The 17,875-nt window shown below is 31.1% G+C and carries 18 protein-coding genes; 7 read left to right on the top strand and 11 right to left on the bottom strand.

Annotated elements, in window-relative coordinates; all coding sequences use genetic code 11:
• Positions 1-5: 5 nt before the first annotated feature.
• The 4 genes from coaBC to ACTTBM_RS05950 are packed head-to-tail and all read left to right on the top strand — an operon-like array spanning position 6 to position 2,831.
• Positions 6-1,211 (top strand): bifunctional phosphopantothenoylcysteine decarboxylase/phosphopantothenate--cysteine ligase CoaBC, encoded by a 1,206-nt coding sequence (coaBC, locus tag ACTTBM_RS05965; RefSeq protein WP_440635125.1) that lies wholly within the window; start codon positions 6-8, stop codon positions 1,209-1,211.
• Positions 1,211-1,648 (top strand): dUTP diphosphatase, encoded by a 438-nt coding sequence (gene dut / locus ACTTBM_RS05960; protein WP_440635124.1) that lies wholly within the window; start codon positions 1,211-1,213, stop codon positions 1,646-1,648. The genes coaBC and dut overlap by 1 nt, the downstream gene beginning before the upstream one ends.
• A complete protein-coding gene (locus ACTTBM_RS05955; RefSeq protein WP_440635123.1) occupies positions 1,645-2,400 on the top strand; it encodes a HesA/MoeB/ThiF family protein in 756 nt (251 codons plus the stop codon). The genes dut and ACTTBM_RS05955 overlap by 4 nt, the downstream gene beginning before the upstream one ends.
• The gene (locus ACTTBM_RS05950; protein WP_440635122.1) at positions 2,391-2,831 is read left to right on the top strand and encodes an SH3 domain-containing protein; all 441 of its coding nucleotides are present in this window, start codon (positions 2,391-2,393) and stop codon (positions 2,829-2,831) included. The genes ACTTBM_RS05955 and ACTTBM_RS05950 overlap by 10 nt, the downstream gene beginning before the upstream one ends.
• Here ACTTBM_RS05950 and ACTTBM_RS05945 read toward each other — a convergent pair.
• The 4 genes from ACTTBM_RS05945 to ACTTBM_RS05930 all read right to left on the bottom strand — a co-directional run bounded on the left by ACTTBM_RS05945 (position 2,828) and on the right by ACTTBM_RS05930 (position 5,866).
• Positions 2,828-3,421 (bottom strand): DUF3501 family protein, encoded by a 594-nt coding sequence (locus tag ACTTBM_RS05945; protein ID WP_440635121.1) that lies wholly within the window; start codon positions 3,419-3,421, stop codon positions 2,828-2,830. The two genes, ACTTBM_RS05950 and ACTTBM_RS05945, sit on opposite strands and share 4 nt — an antisense overlap.
• A gap of 2 nt (positions 3,422-3,423) precedes the next feature.
• Complete coding sequence (locus ACTTBM_RS05940) at positions 3,424-4,755, bottom strand: (Fe-S)-binding protein (protein WP_440635120.1); 1,332 nt, start codon at positions 4,753-4,755, stop codon at positions 3,424-3,426.
• Between the two features lie 159 nt (positions 4,756-4,914).
• Positions 4,915-5,331 (bottom strand): rubrerythrin family protein, encoded by a 417-nt coding sequence (locus ACTTBM_RS05935; protein WP_262590070.1) that lies wholly within the window; start codon positions 5,329-5,331, stop codon positions 4,915-4,917.
• Between the two features lie 106 nt (positions 5,332-5,437).
• On the bottom strand, positions 5,438-5,866 hold the full coding sequence (locus ACTTBM_RS05930; protein WP_440635119.1) for a Fur family transcriptional regulator: 429 nt from the start codon (positions 5,864-5,866) through the stop codon (positions 5,438-5,440).
• Between the two features lie 94 nt (positions 5,867-5,960).
• Between ACTTBM_RS05930 and fabA the strand changes: the two genes are divergently transcribed.
• Genes fabA through ACTTBM_RS05915 form a run of 3 tightly spaced genes read left to right on the top strand, consistent with a single transcriptional unit; the run spans position 5,961 to position 8,461 of the window.
• Positions 5,961-6,461, top strand: a complete 501-nt coding sequence (gene fabA / locus ACTTBM_RS05925; RefSeq protein WP_440635118.1) for a bifunctional 3-hydroxydecanoyl-ACP dehydratase/trans-2-decenoyl-ACP isomerase — start codon at positions 5,961-5,963, stop codon at positions 6,459-6,461.
• A complete protein-coding gene (fabB, locus tag ACTTBM_RS05920) occupies positions 6,461-7,672 on the top strand; it encodes a beta-ketoacyl-ACP synthase I (RefSeq protein WP_440635117.1) in 1,212 nt (403 codons plus the stop codon). Before fabA ends, fabB begins: the two co-directional genes overlap by 1 nt.
• A gap of 3 nt (positions 7,673-7,675) precedes the next feature.
• On the top strand, positions 7,676-8,461 hold the full coding sequence (locus ACTTBM_RS05915) for an enoyl-ACP reductase FabI (RefSeq protein ID WP_440635116.1): 786 nt from the start codon (positions 7,676-7,678) through the stop codon (positions 8,459-8,461).
• 75 nt (positions 8,462-8,536) lie between these two features.
• Here ACTTBM_RS05915 and pnp read toward each other — a convergent pair whose 3' ends face one another.
• The 7 genes from pnp to lnt form a co-directional block, all read right to left on the bottom strand.
• Entirely contained in the window at positions 8,537-10,609 is a 2,073-nt protein-coding gene (gene pnp, locus ACTTBM_RS05910) for a polyribonucleotide nucleotidyltransferase (protein ID WP_440635115.1), read from the bottom strand.
• Positions 10,610-10,666: 57 nt separating this feature from the next.
• The gene (gene rpsO / locus ACTTBM_RS05905; RefSeq protein ID WP_075485648.1) at positions 10,667-10,915 is read right to left on the bottom strand and encodes a 30S ribosomal protein S15; all 249 of its coding nucleotides are present in this window, start codon (positions 10,913-10,915) and stop codon (positions 10,667-10,669) included.
• A gap of 12 nt (positions 10,916-10,927) precedes the next feature.
• Positions 10,928-11,296, bottom strand: a complete 369-nt coding sequence (gene rbfA, locus ACTTBM_RS05900) for a 30S ribosome-binding factor RbfA (RefSeq protein ID WP_075485631.1) — start codon at positions 11,294-11,296, stop codon at positions 10,928-10,930.
• Positions 11,296-13,512: a translation initiation factor IF-2 gene (gene infB, locus ACTTBM_RS05895; RefSeq protein ID WP_440635114.1), complete on the bottom strand. Its 2,217-nt coding sequence runs from the start codon at positions 13,510-13,512 to the stop codon at positions 11,296-11,298. The genes rbfA and infB overlap by 1 nt, the downstream gene beginning before the upstream one ends.
• Positions 13,513-13,522: 10 nt before the next feature.
• The gene (nusA, locus tag ACTTBM_RS05890) at positions 13,523-15,076 is read right to left on the bottom strand and encodes a transcription termination factor NusA (protein ID WP_440635113.1); all 1,554 of its coding nucleotides are present in this window, start codon (positions 15,074-15,076) and stop codon (positions 13,523-13,525) included.
• Between the two features lie 97 nt (positions 15,077-15,173).
• Positions 15,174-16,343 carry a methionine adenosyltransferase gene (gene metK / locus ACTTBM_RS05885; protein ID WP_440633224.1) on the bottom strand — a complete coding sequence of 390 codons (1,170 nt, stop codon included), beginning with the start codon at positions 16,341-16,343 and terminating at the stop codon, positions 15,174-15,176.
• The gene (lnt, locus tag ACTTBM_RS05880; protein WP_440635112.1) at positions 16,336-17,874 is read right to left on the bottom strand and encodes an apolipoprotein N-acyltransferase; all 1,539 of its coding nucleotides are present in this window, start codon (positions 17,872-17,874) and stop codon (positions 16,336-16,338) included. The genes metK and lnt overlap by 8 nt, the downstream gene beginning before the upstream one ends.
• Position 17,875 lies beyond the last annotated feature (1 nt).

The raw sequence follows: 17,875 nt of genomic DNA, 5'->3' as shown, positions 1-17,875 counted from the left end.
TGCAAATGAAAAATCTTAATAACAAAAAAATTCTTTTTATTATTTGTGGTGGTATTTCAGCTTATAAAAGTCTTGAAACGATTAGATTATTAAAAAAAAATGGTGCAGAAATAAAAACTATACTTACTTCTAGTGCTAAAGAATTTGTAACTCCATTATCAGTAGCATCATTATCTCAAGGTAAAGTTTATAGTGATTTGTTTAGTTTAGAAAACGAAACTGAAATGGATCACATTTCACTTTCTAGATGGGCAGACGTAGTTATCGTTGCACCAACTACAGCAAATACAATTTCTAAATTAGCACAAGGTACTACAGATGATTTGGCTTCTACTGTAATACTTGCTTCAAATAAAAAAATTTATTTAGCACCAGCGATGAATGTTAGAATGTGGGAACATAAATCTACAAAAACTAATTTAAAAAAATTAAAAGATTTTGGTTATAAGTTTATTGGTCCAGAAATAGGAGATATGGCATGCGGGGAATACGGAGAAGGTAAGATGTCAGAACCATTAAAAATTGCGGATGAGTTAAACCAATTTTTTTTAAACCAAAGTCAAAATAAAAAATTTAAAGCTTTAGTTACCGCGGGTCCAACAAATGAGTATATCGACCCTGTGCGTTTTATAACAAATAAATCAAGTGGCAAACAAGGGTATGAACTAGCTAAATGTCTATCGAAAAAAGGTTTTGATACAACACTGATTTCAGGACCAACTAATCTAGAAGTAGAAAAAGATATTAAACTCATTAAAGTTGAAACAGCGGATGAAATGTTTGCTGCTACACAAGAGAATTTACCTGTAGATGTAGCAATTTTTTCAGCAGCAGTATCAGACTTTAAAGTAAAAAATAAATCTCAAAAAAAAATAAAAAAAGAGGAAGCATTAAATTTAAATTTAGAAAAAAATATTGATATTTTAAATTACATATCAAATCATAATTCTATGAGGCCTGAAATTGTGATTGGTTTTGCAGCAGAAACAAACGAAGTTTTAAAAAATGCAGAAGAAAAATTAAATAAAAAGAATTGTGATTGGATAATTGCTAATGATGTTTCTAAAAAAAATATTGGATTTAACTCTGATTATAATGAAGTTGTAATCCACTACAAAAATAAATCTTTAAAAAGTGAAGTCCTACCATACAAAAGAAAATCTGAAATTTCTGAAGAAATAGTTGATAGAATAATTAATCAATTAAATTAATGGCAAAAATCCTTGTTAAAAAATTAGATCCTTCAATAGAGCTACCTGCCTACAAAACAGAAGGGGCTTCGGGAATGGATCTTATGGCATTTATAAAAGAACCTATTATACTTAAATCCCAAAATTCTTGTTTAGTTCCAACTGGAATTGCCGTTGCTTTTTCAAATGAATTTGAAATTCAAATACGACCTAGATCAGGTTTAGCAGCAAAAAATAATATTAGTGTTTTAAATACACCAGGAACAATAGATAGTGATTACAGGGGTGAGATAAAAGTAATACTTTACAATCACGGAAAAGAAGATTTTTTAATAAACAATAAAGATAGAATAGCTCAAATGGTTCTTGCACCAGTGATAAAAATGAATTTTGAAGAAACAGATGAGCTTCCAGAAACAATTAGAGGCGAAGGCGGATTTGGCTCAACAGGAAAATGAGCAGAAAACTAAACAAAAAACAAATCGAACGTTTTTCAAGACAGATCATATTAAAAAATATTGGTATTTTAGGTCAAAATAAAATTACAAATGCAAAAGTATTAATAATAGGCATGGGTGGTCTCGGGTGCCCAGTAGCAGAATTCTTGACTAGGTCAGGGGTTGGCTCATTAGGAATTGTGGATCATGATCGAATAAGCCTTTCAAATATTCATAGGCAGAGTTTATTCAATCAGAAAGATTTAAATCAACTAAAAGTTAAAATAGCTAAAAAAAAATTAAACAACATTAATTCTTTAACAAAAATAAAAATTTTTAATTACAAATTAAATAAATCTAATTTTCAAAAAATTATTAAAGATTACGATTATATTGTTGATGGAACTGATAATTTTGAAAGTAAATTTCTAATTAATGATTTAAGTTTAAAGTATAAAAAGTTTTTGGTAACTGGTGCTATAAGTAAATTTGATGGTCATATCTTTACATTTAATTTTAAAAATAAAAAAGAACCATGCCTTCGATGTTTTTATCAAGAGGAAAAAATATCAGATGAAATACTCAATTGTGAATATGAAGGAATCCTGGGAACTGTAGCAGGAATAGTTGGCACGATGCAAGCTAATGAAATTTTAAAAAATATTTTAAATATAGGCCAAAGTTTGAATAATTATATTTTAATTATTGATTTATTAAATTTAAATTTTAGAAAAGCAAAAATTAAGAAAAGAAAAAACTGTCTATGCAATTAATTATAAGAATAATTTTAATTTTTATCTTATCAATTTCAATAAGTTCAGCTGATGAAATATTTGTTTCTTTAAAAAAAAATAAAGTAAACGTTAGGTACGGTCCAAGTTTTGATTCAGATGTAAAATATGTTTACAAAAAAATTAATCTTCCTTTAAAACAAATAGATAAAAAAGAAAACTTTAGAAGAATTATAGACCTTAAAAATAATGGTGGGTGGATACATATATCTCAATTAAAAAAAAATAATTCTGCAATAGCAACAAAAGATAAAATTTTATTTAAAAACCCTACATCTTTTGCAAAACCAATAGCTCTTATTAAGGAAGGTAGGTTATTAATATTAGAAAAGTGTGAGCAAGAATGGTGTCAGATAACATCTGGAAAATTTCAAGGTTGGGTTAAAACAGATAGTGTCTGGGGATATAATTAACTAAAATCTGCAGAAAGTGACTTTTTGTTCTCTAAAGACAGCTTGGTAGTATGGGAATATTCTTTATGATCTATTCCTATTTCAACTTCAATTTCTTCAGATTTAAATTTAGCTATTTGGTCATCTGAAAAATTAAAATGAATAAATTGAACTGAAGAAGCTTTTCCTTCAGCTGATGTTCTATCAACATCTTCCTCTGGTATAGCTTTTATTTTTTCTCCATTAATTTTCATAAACACTGTTTCTTCTATTCCACCCACTTTTCCTAGGAAAGCTGCACGTGATATAGGATTGTCTATTTCAAACATCAAAGTAGCAGTTAATTCTTTACCATTTGGTATTAGAGGATTGTATGCTGACAACTCATCTTTAAGTTGTTCATCTCCACCTTTTTCAATATATAACATTTCTTGAACTTGAGCTAACATTGTCTCGTAACTTTCAAAATAAAAAGTTGCATAAGGACCTAATGCAATTCTTCTATTTTTTTTAAAATCAACAATATTTTTTCTCAATTCTCTTCTATTTTTTGTATAGACATCCAATGGCATGATGTCTTCTTTTTGTATCTCTCTTTTTTCTCTTGGCATAATCATAATTTATAACTTTTAGCCATTAATTCTATAGGATGTAGTGCCTCATCATTGGAGATGTTAGTATCCTCTTCAAGCTGCTTCAAGTGCTTACCTGCTAAAGGACAGTCAGAAGCCATGTACTTGTTATTTTTTGTTTTAATTTGTCTTGCAGTTGGTCTTCCTACTTTATTGGCCAGATCATGTGTTTCTTTCATCACACCAAAAGTTCCACCATGCCCAGCACATTTCTCTACAACATCAATTTTAACATTCGGGATAAGTTTAAGCATATCTCTTGCTTTGATACCCATGTTTTGTGCTCTTGCATGACACGCATGATGAACTGTTACTCCACCATCGATTTCTTGCAAACCATCTGCTAATCCTTCTTTGTTTGCAATATCAACAACATATTCATCAATATCCATTACATTTGCAGATAATTTTTTTATTTTATCATCATTTGGTAAAAGCAATGGCCATTCAAATTTTAACATTAAGCCACAACTAGCGGTTAAGGTAACAACTTTGTAACCTTTGTTAATCCATTCAACTAAATCTTTAGAAACTTTTTTAGCCTGTTCCACAACTTTAGGAAGATCAGCTTGCTCTAAGAATGGCATTCCACAACATCCAGGATAGGCTTCTTGAACTTCTACACCATTTTTCTTTAGAACTTTTAAAGCTGCAACACCCGTATTTTTTTTATTAAAGTTAACAAAACAGGTAGAATAAATTACAACTTTTCTATCATTAGTTTTTGTCTCGTAGTTTATTTTGTCATTATTTTTCTTAAAAAAGTTAGAAAAAGTTTCTGAATTGTATTTTGGAAGTTGAACCCTTTTATCGATACCCGCAACTACCTCTAATATTTTTCTGAACAACTTATTTTTTATATCTGATGCCCAATTAATTATTTTTGAAAATAAAACCCCAATTTTTGCATTTCTATCTATTTGGGCTAATTGCTTTGGAACACTTGGTAATTTACCTAATTTTTTCTGTGCCGTTCTGTACCTCAACATTAAATGAGGGAAATCAAGATCAAAATCATGAGGAGGTACATAAGGACATTTGGTCATAAAACACATGTCGCAAAGAGTACAGGCATCAACAACCGGAGCAAATTGCTCACTTTTTAAACTTTCTACGTCTTCATTTTCAGATTCATCAATCATATCGAACAATTTTGGAAAGGAGTCACAAAGATTAAAACATCTTCGACATCCATGGCAAATATCAAACACTCTTCGCATTTCTGCATCTAATTTTTCAGGATTTAAAAAATCTGGATGCTCAAAATCAATAGGGTGACGTATTGGGGCGTCTAGACTTCCTTCTTTGCTCATACGATTATATTAGAAATTATAATTAATGATAAAGAAACTAATACCACTGGTTCATTAAACCAATCTTTTATTAATTGTAAAAGTTGCTCTTTCATTTTTTTTGATTTTAGAAATTTTGTTAAATTTAGTGGGCGGTAAACGCCCACTAATGAATATTATTTAGGCAATAGACTCTAAAGTTTTTTGGAATTTACCAGCATGAGATTTTTCAGCTTTTGCTAAAGTCTCAAACCAATCTGCAATTTCCTCAAAACCTTCTTCTCTTGCAGTTTTAGCCATACCTGGGTACATGTCAGTATATTCGTGCGTTTCTCCTTCAATTGCTGAAGCTAAATTTGCTTTAGTTTCACCAATTGGTTTCCCAGTAGCTGGATCTCCAACTTGTTCAAGGTATTCTAAGTGACCATGTGCGTGACCAGTTTCACCTTCTGCTGTTGATCTAAATACTGTGGCTACATCGTTATAACCTTCGATGTCAGCTTTTTGAGCAAAATAAAGATATCTTCTATTTGCTTGACTCTCACCAGCGAATGCTGCTTTTAAGTTCTCTTCTGTTTTACTTCCTTTTAAAGACATTTTTTTCTCCTTAATTTAACTTTATAGACCATATAGTGTCTAAAACTTTAATGTCAATAGTTTAGAATTATTATAATCTAGATTTTATATAATTGATTTAATTGAATTATTTTTGAGTTTGATTATCACTCGCAACTTTAACCAAAACTTCAACTGAATTTATTTTTTTTCCTGTAATATTTTTTTTAATATTTACTGGGTCTATATCTTTTTCATCACAATCTATTAGCTGATGAGTATCTTCATCATAAAAATGATGATGAAATGATGTGTTTGTATCAAAATAACTTTTATCGCTGTTAATCGAAATTTCTTTTAAATAACCTTTTTTCTGAAATGCATGAACAGTGTTGTAAACTGTTGCTAAAGAAATTTTTTCATTCATCTCCTCAGAAATCATTTTTACGAGATCATTGATTGTAAAATGAAAAGTTTTTTCTCTATTAAATAGAACTTCACACATTTTAACCCTTTGTTTAGTGGGTCTAAGTCCTAAATCTCTTAATTTTTCAACAAAATTGCAGTTTTTTACCATTGTATTTTATAATTATTCTAATGTATGAATAAAAATATACAGTTTTATTATATTATATTGGCATTAAATCAAGTAATAAGGTTTCTCAAAAAATATGAAAAAAAATTCCTACTCATATGATGATCTAATAAGTTGCGGAAGTGGTGATCTTTTTGGACCAGGTAATGCAAAATTACCACTTCCTCCAATGTTGATGTTTGATAGAATAACTGAAATCAACGAGAATAATGGAGCTTTTAATAAAGGCTCTTTAAAGGCTGAATTAGATATAAAAAACGATCTATGGTTTTTTGACTGTCATTTTAAAGAGGATCCAGTCATGCCTGGGTGTCTAGGTTTAGATGCTATGTGGCAATTAGTTGGATTTTTTCTGGGCTGGCTAGGAAATCCTGGCAAAGGTAGAGCTCTAGGAGTTGGTACTGTAAAATTTACTGGTGAAGTTTTACAAAATGTTAAAAATGTAAGGTACGAAATAGATATGAAAAAAATTATGTCGCCAGGTGGAACAACTGTTGGTCTTGCCAATGGAATTGTACTTGCTGATGACAAAAAAATATATTCAGCAGAAAGTTTGAAAGTGGGGTTATTTAAATAATGAGAAGAGTAGTAATTACGGGATTAGGAATTGTCTCTTGTTTGGGAAACAACCAAGAGGAAGTTCATCAATCATTAATTAATTCAAAATCAGGAATTTCTTATGCTGAGGAATATAAAGAACATAATCTTAAAAGTCATGTTCATGGCAAACCAAATATAAAATTAGAAGATCATATCGATCGAAAAACAATTAGATTTATGGGTTCAGGTTCAGCTTATAATTATATTGCAATGAAAGAAGCTATTGAGGATTCTGGATTAGAAGAAACTGAAGTTAGCAATTTCAAAACTGGAATCGTTATGGGTTCTGGTGGTCCATCAATTGAAAATGTTATTTTGGCTGCGGATAAAACGAGGGCTAAAACTCCAAAATTAATGGGACCGTTCATTGTTCCAAGAACAATGGCAAGTACAGCTTCTGCAACACTTGCTGTTCCATTTAAAATTAAAGGAACCAACTACACAATGAGTTCTGCATGCGCAACAAGTGGGCATTGTATTGGTAATTCAATGGAATTAATTCAAATGGGAAAACAAGATGTTGTTTTTGCAGGTGGAAGTGAAGAAGTTCATTGGGCTATGACGGCAATGTTTGATGCGATGACTGCTTTATCATCAAAATATAATGACGCTCCTGAAACAGCATCTAGAGCATATGATAAAACAAGAGATGGTTTTGTAATTGCAGGTGGTGCAGGTGTGCTAGTGCTTGAGGAATATGAACATGCTAAAGCAAGAGGTGCTAAAATATACGCAGAATTAACTGGTTATGGAGCAACTTCAGATGGATACGATATGGTAGCTCCATCAGGAGAAGGCGCTGTCAGATGTATGCAAATGGCAATGTCTACTGCAAAAAATAAAATTGATTATATCAATACTCATGGAACTTCTACTCCAGTTGGAGATATCACGGAGCTAAATGCGGTTAAAAATACTTTTGGGGACAATATCCCAAAGATTAGTTCGACAAAATCTTTATCAGGACATCCACTTGGTGCAGCTTCAGTTCATGAAGCAATTTACTGTTTGATAATGATGAAGAATAATTTCATAGCTGGCTCTGCAAACATAAGTGAGATGGATGAAGAAGCTAAAAAATTTCCTATAGTTTCAAAAACTGAAACTGGAGCAACTTTAAATACGGTAATGTCGAATAGCTTTGGTTTTGGTGGAACTAATGCAGCTTTAATTTTTGAAAAGGTTTAATTTATGAGTTTAATGAAAGGCAAAAAGGGATTAATCATGGGTGTTGCAAATGAAAGATCTATTGCCTGGGGTATATCTCAAAAACTTGCTGAAGCAGGGGCAGAACTAGCATTTACATATTTAGGCGATGCTTTGAAAAAAAGAGTAGTTCCTTTAGCAGAAAAATTAAATTCAAACGTTACATTTAGTTGTGATGTTGAAAAAAAAGAAGAGGTTGTAAAATTATTTGAAGATATCAAATCCCAATGGGGTGAAATTGACTTTGTAGTTCATGCAGTTGCTTTCTCTGATAAATCAGAGTTATCAGGTGAATATTTAAATACAACTAGAGAAAACTTTTTAAGAAGCATGTTAATATCATGCTTTTCGTTTACAGAAGTAGCAAAAGAAGCTTCAAAGGTAATGAAACAAGGTGGAAGTTTATTAACTTTAACTTACGAGTCTACTAAAGCAATTCCAAATTATAACGTAATGGGTGTTTGTAAATCAGCTTTAGAAGCTAGTGTTAAGTATCTAGCTCGAGATTTGGGTGCCAGGGGCATGAGAGTAAATGCAATAAGTGCGGGACCTATTAAAACATTGGCAGCTTCTGCGATTGGAGATGCAAAATTCCTATATAAATGGAATGAAGACCATTCTTTTCTCAAAAGAAACGTAGATATCCATGATGTTGGAAATTCAGCATTATATCTATTAAGTGATCTTGCAAACGGAGTTACTGGTGAAATTCACTATGTAGATGCAGGATATAACAAAGTTGGAATGCCTGACCCAAAGAATATCAGCTAAATTTAGTTAATTTTAGTTAAAAAAACCCCCAGAACTCTCATCCAGGGGGTTTAAAATTTAAATTTAGGCTATTAATTATTCAGCAGCTTGTTTCATAGAAAGCTTAACTTTACCTCTATCAAAACCAATCACTTTAACTTTTACTTCATCGCCTTCTTTGACAACATCAGTTACTTTAGCAACTCTTTTATCTGCAAGTTCTGAGATATGAACAAGTCCGTCTTGTTTTCCTAAGAAATTAACAAATGCGCCAAATTCCATAATCTTCATTACTTTACCTGAATAAATTTTATTAAGTTCAGCTTTTGCAGTTATGTCTTTAATCATCTGCATAGCAATGTTTCTAGACTCTTCATCTGGAGCAGCAACTGTTACCACACCTTCGTCATTTACATCTACTTTCGCTCCTGATTTTTCAACTATCTCTCTGATTGTTGCACCACCTTTTCCAATGACAGCAGCAATGTCTTTTTTATCAACATTAACTTGTTCCATTTTTGGAGTATGTTTTCCAACATCAGATCTTGAAGCTGATAATGCTTTGTTCATTTCTCCTAAGATATGAACTCTTCCATCTTTAGCTTGGCTTAATGCTTGCTCCATGATTTCAAATGTAATACCTGTAATTTTGATATCCATTTGAAGAGAAGTAATTCCATCTTTAGTTCCAGCAACTTTAAAGTCCATGTCACCAAGGTGATCTTCATCACCTAAAATGTCTGATAAGACACTAAAATCATCACCTTCTTTAATTAAACCCATTGCAATACCTGCAACTGGCTCTTTAATTGGCACTCCAGCGTCCATTAACGCTAAAGACGTTCCACAAACAGTAGCCATAGAAGAAGAACCATTAGACTCAGTTATTTCTGAAACTACTCTAAAAGTATATGGAAATGCCTCTTTCGTTGGTAATGAAGAGTTAATCGCTCTCCAAGCTAATTTACCATGTCCGATTTCTCTTCTGCCAGTTCCAATTCTTCCAGTTTCTCCAACAGAAAAAGGAGGAAAATTATAGTGAAGCATAAATCGTTCTCTCTGAAGCCCATCTAAACTTTCAATTCTTTGTTCGTCATCAGAAGTTCCTAGAGTTGCTACAACAATTGCTTGGGTTTCTCCTCTAGTAAATAATGCAGAGCCATGAGCTCTAGGTAAAATACCCACTTCACACTCGATAGGTCTTACATCAGATAAACCTCTTCCATCAATTCTATTTTTATTTTTTAGAATATCAGTTCTAACAATTGATTTTTCTAGGCTTTTTAGCTGACTGTTAACATCAAGATCTGTGTAGTTTTCATCTTCCTCATAAAGTTTTTTAGCTTTATCAGTAATTTCGGAAATTTGATTTGATCTATCTTGTTTATCTCTTGTAGCAAAAGCTTTTTTAAGATCTTCAGTAAAAGTTTCCTCAAGTTTTTTCTTAACTTCAGATAAATCTTTTTTCTCAACTGTCCATTCAGGTTTTCTACATTCTTTTGCAAGCTCATCGATCATTTCAATCACTGGAACAAAGCCTTCATGACCAAATTTAACTGCGTTTAACATTTCTTCTTCAGTTAAACCGCTTGCTTCTGACTCAACCATAAGCACAGCATCTTTTGTACCTGCTACAACTAAATCTAATTTAGATTTTTCTAACTCTGCTTTAGATGGGTTTAAAACATATTTTCCATCAATAAATCCAACCCTTGAAGCTCCTACAGGTCCCATAAATGGCATTCCTGATATAGCTAATGCTGCAGATGAAGCAGTTATTGATAAAATATCTGGTTCGTTTTCTTTGTCGTATGAAATTACAGTTGGTAATAATTGTACTTCATTTTTAAATTCATCAGGAAACAAAGGTCTGATTGGTCTATCAATTAATCTAGAGATTAGTGTTTCACTCTCAGTTGGTCTTGCTTCTCTTTTAAAATATCCACCTGGAATTTTTCCAGCTGCATAATATTTCTCTTGGTAATTTACAGATAATGGAAAGTAATCCATATCAGGATTTACTTTTTTTGCTCCCACTACTGTTGCTAGTACAACTGTCTCTCCACATGTTGCGATTATTGCGCCGTCTGCCTGTCTTGCTACTTTACCTGTTTCTAAACTTATCTTCTTTCCCGCTACTTCAATTTCCTTCTTGTATACTTTAAACATTTCATTTCCATTTCGTTTCGTTCGTTTCGTTCCATCTCGTTCTATCTATCTTGACTTCTATTTTCTTAAATTCAATTTCGACAGTACATTTTTGTAAGAATCCATTTTGTTTTTCTTTAGGTATTCTAACAATTTCTTTCTTCTATTTACCGCTCTCAACAATCCAACAGATGAATGTTTATCCTTCTTGAATTGCTTAATATGCTTAGAGAGAGTTTCAATTTTCTCTGTTAGCAAAGCGATTTGGATTTCTGAAGATCCAGTATCTTTATCATGCATTGCTAATTCTTGTGCCTTTTTATTCATGCCTCTTTCTTCCTATTTATTTGTTTGTTTTATTAAGTTTTCTATTTTTTCCGCATACTCAAAAGACTCATCTTTTCTAAAAAGTAATTTTGGTAAAAATTTCATAACCACTTTTTGTGATAAAATTTTTCTTATTAAAAATGAGTATTCTTTCAAAACATTAATTGTTTCCTCAGCATCTTTTCCTCCCAATGGAAGAACATATGCTTTAGCAATTTTTAAATCAGGACTCATTCTAACCTCAGTAACTGTTATAGTATTTGTTTCTAAATTTGGCACCTTAGCCTCATTTCTTATAAAAATCATGCTTAAAGACTGCTTAATCATCTCTCCAACTCTAAGCTGTCTTTGTGATACTGGTTTTCCTATTCTATCAGCCATTAAATCGATCTCTCTGTAGATGTAACACTAAATGCTTCTATTGTGTCGTTTTTTTGGAAATCCATATAATCTTTAACAGTAATTCCACATTCTTGACCATCACTAACTTGTTTTACTTGGTTTTTTTCTCTGAAAATTGTTGAAACTTTTCCTGTGTAAATTATTGCTCCATCTCTAATAATTCTTACATCAGAATTACTATTTATTTCACCTTCCGTAATTTTTGAACCTGCAACTTTTCCAGCACCAGAAACTTTGAATATCTCAAGAATTTGTGCTGTTCCAGTAATTGTTTCTTGAACATCAGGAGATAATAGCCCAGACATTTTTTGTTTAACATAATCCAATACTTCATAAATGATATTATAAGAAGAGATTTTTATTTTTTCATTTTCAGCAAGTTTTTTAGCCTCTTTGCTCGGTTTAACATTAAAGGCTATTAGAACAGCATTTGATGCTTTGGCTAATGTAACATCAGTTTCAGTTACCATTCCAATGTCTGCTAAAATAATTTTTGGTTTCACTTCTTCATGTTTAATTTGAGCAATTGCATTTTTGATAGCCTCAGATGAACCTTGTACATCAGATTTAATAATTAAATTTAATTCCTCAGAAGACTTATCTGAAAAAGCAGAATCTTGTGTTGCAAAGGTTAGCGGGTTTTTCCCATCTTTGCTCTCTTGAGCCCTATTTTCACTCAAAGTTTTAGCTTCTTTTTCGGTGTCTAAAACAATAAAATCATCCCCAGCTTTAGCAGCACCATTTATACCCAAAACTTCTATGGGAGTTGACGGTGGAGCCTCGCTAATATTTTGACCTTTATCATTAATAATTGCTCTAACCTTTCCCCATTTTAAACCACTTACAAAAAAGTCACCTTTTTTAAGAGTACCTGTCGTTACAATAAGATTTGCAACCGGTCCTCTCCCAACATCTATTTTTGACTCTAATACAATCCCTGTAGCTTTAGATTCATAATCTGTTTTAAGATCTAAAATTTCAGCTTGTAAAATTATAGACTCAACTAACTTATCTAAGTTTTGTTTTGTTTTTGTAGAAACCTCAACCATTAATGTATCGCCAGATAAATCTTCTGCGATTAACTCATGTTCAAGTAGTTGGTTTTTAATTTTTTGTGGATCAGCTTCAGGAAGATCACACTTATTTATTGCAACTACTATTGGAACATTTGCTGCTTTTGCGTGTTTAATAGACTCAACTGTTTGCGGTTTCACTCCATCATCAGCTGCAACAACTAAAACAACTACATCTGTTAATTTAGAACCTCTAGCTCTCATTTCAGTAAAAGCTGCATGACCTGGAGTGTCTATAAAAGTTAATTTATTATTTTGACTTTCAATTTGGTATGCTCCGATATGCTGAGTAATTCCACCAAACTCTCCTGAAACTACATTTGCACTTCTTAAAACATCTAAAACAGAAGTTTTACCATGATCAACATGGCCCATAACCGTAACAATAGGTGGTCTATTTTTTAAATTTTCTACTCTAGTAGCCTTTATTTTTTGAATAATTTCTTCTGCTTTTTCTTCTCTAATTGGATTATGTCCAAATTCTTTAACTAAAAATTCAGCTGTGTCAGCAGCTAAAGTTTGATTAATTGTTACAGTTACTCCCATTCCAAATAAATATTTAATTACATTGCTAGATTGCTCCGCCATTCTATTAGCTAGCTCTCTAACAGTTATAGCCTCTGGAATATTAATATCTCGTTTTACTGGTTTTGAATTTTCTTGTGCCTCTTCTTTAGAAGAGTTTTTCATTTCTTTTTGTCGAGCTCTTTTAACTGATGCTAAACTTCTTTCTCTTGCTTCTATTTCATCACTTAGTGCTCTTGAAACAGTTAATTTTAATTCTCTTTTTTTTGTCCCAGCTTTTAATGTTTTTTTATCTTTTTCACTATCTCCCTTAAGTCTTTTGGTGGCTCTTTGTTCTGCCAGTTTTCTTCTTTCAAAATCACTTGTAATTGGAGGAGATTTTGGTGCAAAAGATGGTTTTGATGGTGCACCTCTATTAAATGAAGTAGTAGATTTTGGTTTTCCTGCACCAGGTCTAAACGATCCACCTCTATTAGTGAATTTTCCGCCTTGCTTTTCAATTACTCTAGAATTTTTTCCTTGAGTTTTAGCTATCTCAATATTTCTTATAGATTTCTTCGCAGAGCCGGATATTGTTAATTTTATTTTTTTCTCCATTGCTCATCTCTCAATCTTTGTAAATTATATTTCTAGCAGACATAATTAATTCATCTGCCTCTTCTTTAGATAAAGCAAAATCCTCTAAATACCCCTGAATTTTAACTCTCTCTCCTTTAACTACATCGTAGCCACCAGTAAGTTCATCAGATGCTAGATCTGCAAAATCTTCTAATGTTAATATTTTTTGTTCACCCAGTGTAACTAACATTCCTGGAGTTAGACCTTTAAGGTTGATAAGAGCATCTTGTAGACCAAGCTCTTTAATTCTTTCCGATATATCTTCTTGATCTTTTTGGTGAAACTCTTTTGCTCTATCAATTAACGCAATAGCTGTTTCTTCTTCAATTCCCTCTATTTTAGTTAAGTTTTCTGGCAAGCTATCTTTAATATCGTCTATTGTTGAAAAACCTTCGGCTACTAATAACTGACCTAAAGTTTCATCTAATTCTAAGTTTTTAACAAAGTTATCTGTCTTTTCTTTAAATTCTAATTGTCTTCTCTCGGAGTCCTCTGCATCAGTCATAATATTAATTTCATAATTTAACAATTTAGTTGCCAATCTTACATTTTGACCCCTTCGACCAATCGCTTTACTTAAATTTTCTTCAGTTAAAATCACATCAAGTTTTTTTCTTTCTGCATCAACATTAACTCTTTGAACTTCTGCAGGTGACAAAGCATTTGATACTAATATTGCAGCATCCTCTGACCAATTTACAATATCAATTTTTTCTCCTTGAAGTTCATTTACAACTGCCTGAACTCTAGAACCTCTCATACCAACACAAGCTCCAACAGGATCTAATGATGTATCAACTGCTTTAACACAAATCTTTGCTCTACTTCCGGGATCTCTTGAAGAAGATTTAATTTCGATTAATCCATCATATATTTCTGGAACCTCTTGAACAAAAAGTTTCTCCATAAATTTTGGGTGAGCTCTAGACAAAAAGATTTGTTGACCTCTTGGCTCTCTTCTTACGTCATAACAATAAGCTTTTACTCTATCACCAGCTTTAATATTTTCTCTAGGAATTAATTCATTTTTTTGAATGATTGCTTCTGTTCTACCTAGATCAACAATAACACTTCCAAATTCTAATCTCTTAACAATACCACTTAAAATTGTATCTTTTTTATCAATAAAGTCATTAAATTGTCTTTCTCTCTCTGCTTCCCTAACATTAAAGCTTATAACTTGTTTTGCAGTTTGGGCAGCTATTCTTCCAAAATCAAAAGACGGTAATGGTTGAAGAACTTCATCACCGATTGATTTATCTTTATTATTTTGATTAAGACTTATCGCATCTTCTAATTTTATTTCTGTATTTGCATTTTCAGGATTTTCAGAAATAACAAGTTTTCTGAATAATTCTATGTCTCCATTATCTCTATTGATTGAAACTTTAATTTCATTTTCTTGACCAAACTTAGATTTAGCTGCTTTAGCTATTCCTGTTTCCATAGAACTAATTATAAGTTCTTTATCTATCGATTTTTCCAAAGCTACTGCTTCAGCAATTCTTAATAATTCTAATTTATCTGCTCTTTTATTTAACATTTTTTATCTGCTCCAAAAAAAAATGGGCCAAAGCCCATTTTGATAATTCAACAATGTAAAGGCAATATAGTAAAGTTTTTTTTTAATTCAACTGAAACTATTTAGAAAAAACGTTGATTTTATCAGTTTTTTCCCACGAAAATGATCCATCATCTCCTGGAGTTCTACCAAAGTGACCATAGGCTGCTGTTTTTTCATATATAGGTCTATTAAGGTTTAACATTTCTCTAATTCCTCTAGGACTGAGATCAAAATTTTCATTAATTTTTTCAACAACAAATTTGTTTTTATCTAAATCATTATCAAACAAATCAACATAAATTGATAAAGGTTTTGAAACTCCGATTGCATAGGCTAACTGTATCAAACATTTGTCTGCTATTTTTGAAGCAACAACATTTTTAGCAATATATCTTGCCGCATAAGCAGCAGATCTATCTACTTTTGTAGGATCCTTACCTGAAAATGCTCCTCCTCCATGGGGTGCTGCTCCACCATAGGTATCCACAATAATTTTTCTTCCTGTTAAACCACAATCGCCATCAGGACCACCTATTACAAAATTACCAGTTGGGTTTACATAAAACTCTTCCTCATTAAAATCTTTAAGAAATTTTTCTGGGATTGATTTTAACATATACGGTCTTAATAATTCTCTTACCTGAGCTTGATTAACATCAGAAGAATGTTGAGATGATATGACAACAGATTTTACTTTGGTCGGTTTACCATCAACATATTCGAATGTAACTTGGCTTTTTGAATCTGGTTCGATATTTTTTAATTTACCAGATTTTCTATCCTCAGCCATAAGTCTTAAAATTTTATGCGAATAATGAATTGGTGCGGGCATAAACACATCTGTTTCATTACATGCATAACCAAACATTATACCTTGATCTCCAGCACCTTCATCTTTGTTTCCAGATGAGTCCACACCCATTGCAATATCAGCAGATTGAGAATGCAAATGACTTTCTATTTTTGTTGCTTCTTTCCAGGTAAATCCTTCCTGATCATATCCAATATCTTTTATGCAATTCCTTACTTTTTCGATTAAATCATCTTTTTTAATCTCAGGTCCCCTTACTTCACCTGCAAGTACAACTTTGTTTGTTGTCGTTAAAGTTTCACAAGCAACTCTTGAATAAGGATCTCCAGAAATGTAACTATCAACAACCATATCAGAAATTCTATCTGATACTTTATCTGGATGTCCCTCTGAAACTGACTCGCTTGTAAATAAGAAATTTTTTAAATTACTCATTTTTAATTCTATTAAATGAAAATATTAAAAAAATATACAATAAAATTATTAAACCAAAAATTTTATTCCCATATTTAGAAAAGACTGTTGGTTGATTTTTTCTCATTTTCGTAAAATCAATATATCCAACTTCATTAAAGTTAATTTTTTCCTCAACGATACCGAGAGGATTTACTATCGCAGCTATTCCGTTATTAGCCGATCTAATTACATATTTTCCACTTTCGATAGCTCGAAATATACTGTGAACAAAGTGTTGTTCTGGCCCTATTGATTGACCAAACCATCCATCCTCTGAAATATTTACTATTATATCAAAGTCATGATTTTTATATAATTTTCCAGAATAAATTATCTCATAACAAATTAATGGTAAAAATTTTATAGAAAAATTTTTTTGATTTAACTCTATAATTTCTCTTTTTTGACCTTTTGAGTAGGATTGATAATTGTTAGTTAAAGATTTGAGACCTACTTTTTTTAATAAATTTTCCATGGGTAAAAATTCGCCAAACGGTACAAGATTTATTTTATTATAATAATTTAATAAATTAAGATTATGGTCATAAACCGATAAAGAATTGTAATACTTAACTTGATCATTAACTTTTAATTTATTGTTTATACCTAAAATAAGTAAATGATTTTCGTTAAAACTTTCATTAAATAAATAATCATAACTTTGAATTTGATCCTGAGAAATTCCAGGCAATATGCCCTCTGGCCAAATGAAAATTATTTTCTCTTTCTTGTTTGGTGAGCTAATATTTATAAGATCTTCTATACTTGATAAAGGCCCTTCTCCTGAATAAAACCTATCTAAAGAAATATCAGTACCAACTAATCTTATTTTATATTCAAGTTTTTCAACATCACTATTGTAAAAATCCTGCTTATTTGAATATCCAAAGAAATAAAATAACAAAAATATTAAAGGTAAAATTAAGCAAAAAATTAAATCTTTTTTGTCATTCCGTAAAATGAAGAGTGCAGGACTTAGAAACAAAGTTATGCAAAATAAGTTGAAAGAATATGTGCCTATTAATGATGTTATACTTAGAATTTCTAAATGATTTGAAAAACTATATGCAATTAAGTTCCAAGGAAAACCTGATAAAATTGAACCTCTAATGAATTCTAGAAAACCAAAGATTACAGAAAATAATAAAATTGAACTCAAAGTTTTATTTGGTTTAAAGAAAATAAACAAATAACAAACAAAACCGTAAAATAACGCAATAAAAGAAGGAACTAAAATTAGAGCAAATGGAATTAAAAATTTAAAATTTTCATCAAATGTTAATGAAATAGAGATCCAATATATATTTGTTAAAAAATACCCAAATCCAAATAACCAGCCATAGAAAAAAAATAATTTATGTTTGCTCTCTTTTTTTTTAATCAAAAAAATAAAAAATAAGCTAAAGGATAGAAAATTAATTATTAAGAAATTGAAAGGTGGTAAACTTAATGAAGTTATCGCTCCAAGGAACAATAAATAAACTACATCAATATATAAATTTTTTTTCAAT

Source organism: Candidatus Pelagibacter sp. HIMB1746 (assembly GCF_052047555.1).
Taxonomy (GTDB): domain Bacteria; phylum Pseudomonadota; class Alphaproteobacteria; order Pelagibacterales; family Pelagibacteraceae; genus Pelagibacter.
Note: the sequence above shows the minus strand (reverse complement) of the source record. Positions and strands in the feature narration are given on the sequence as shown.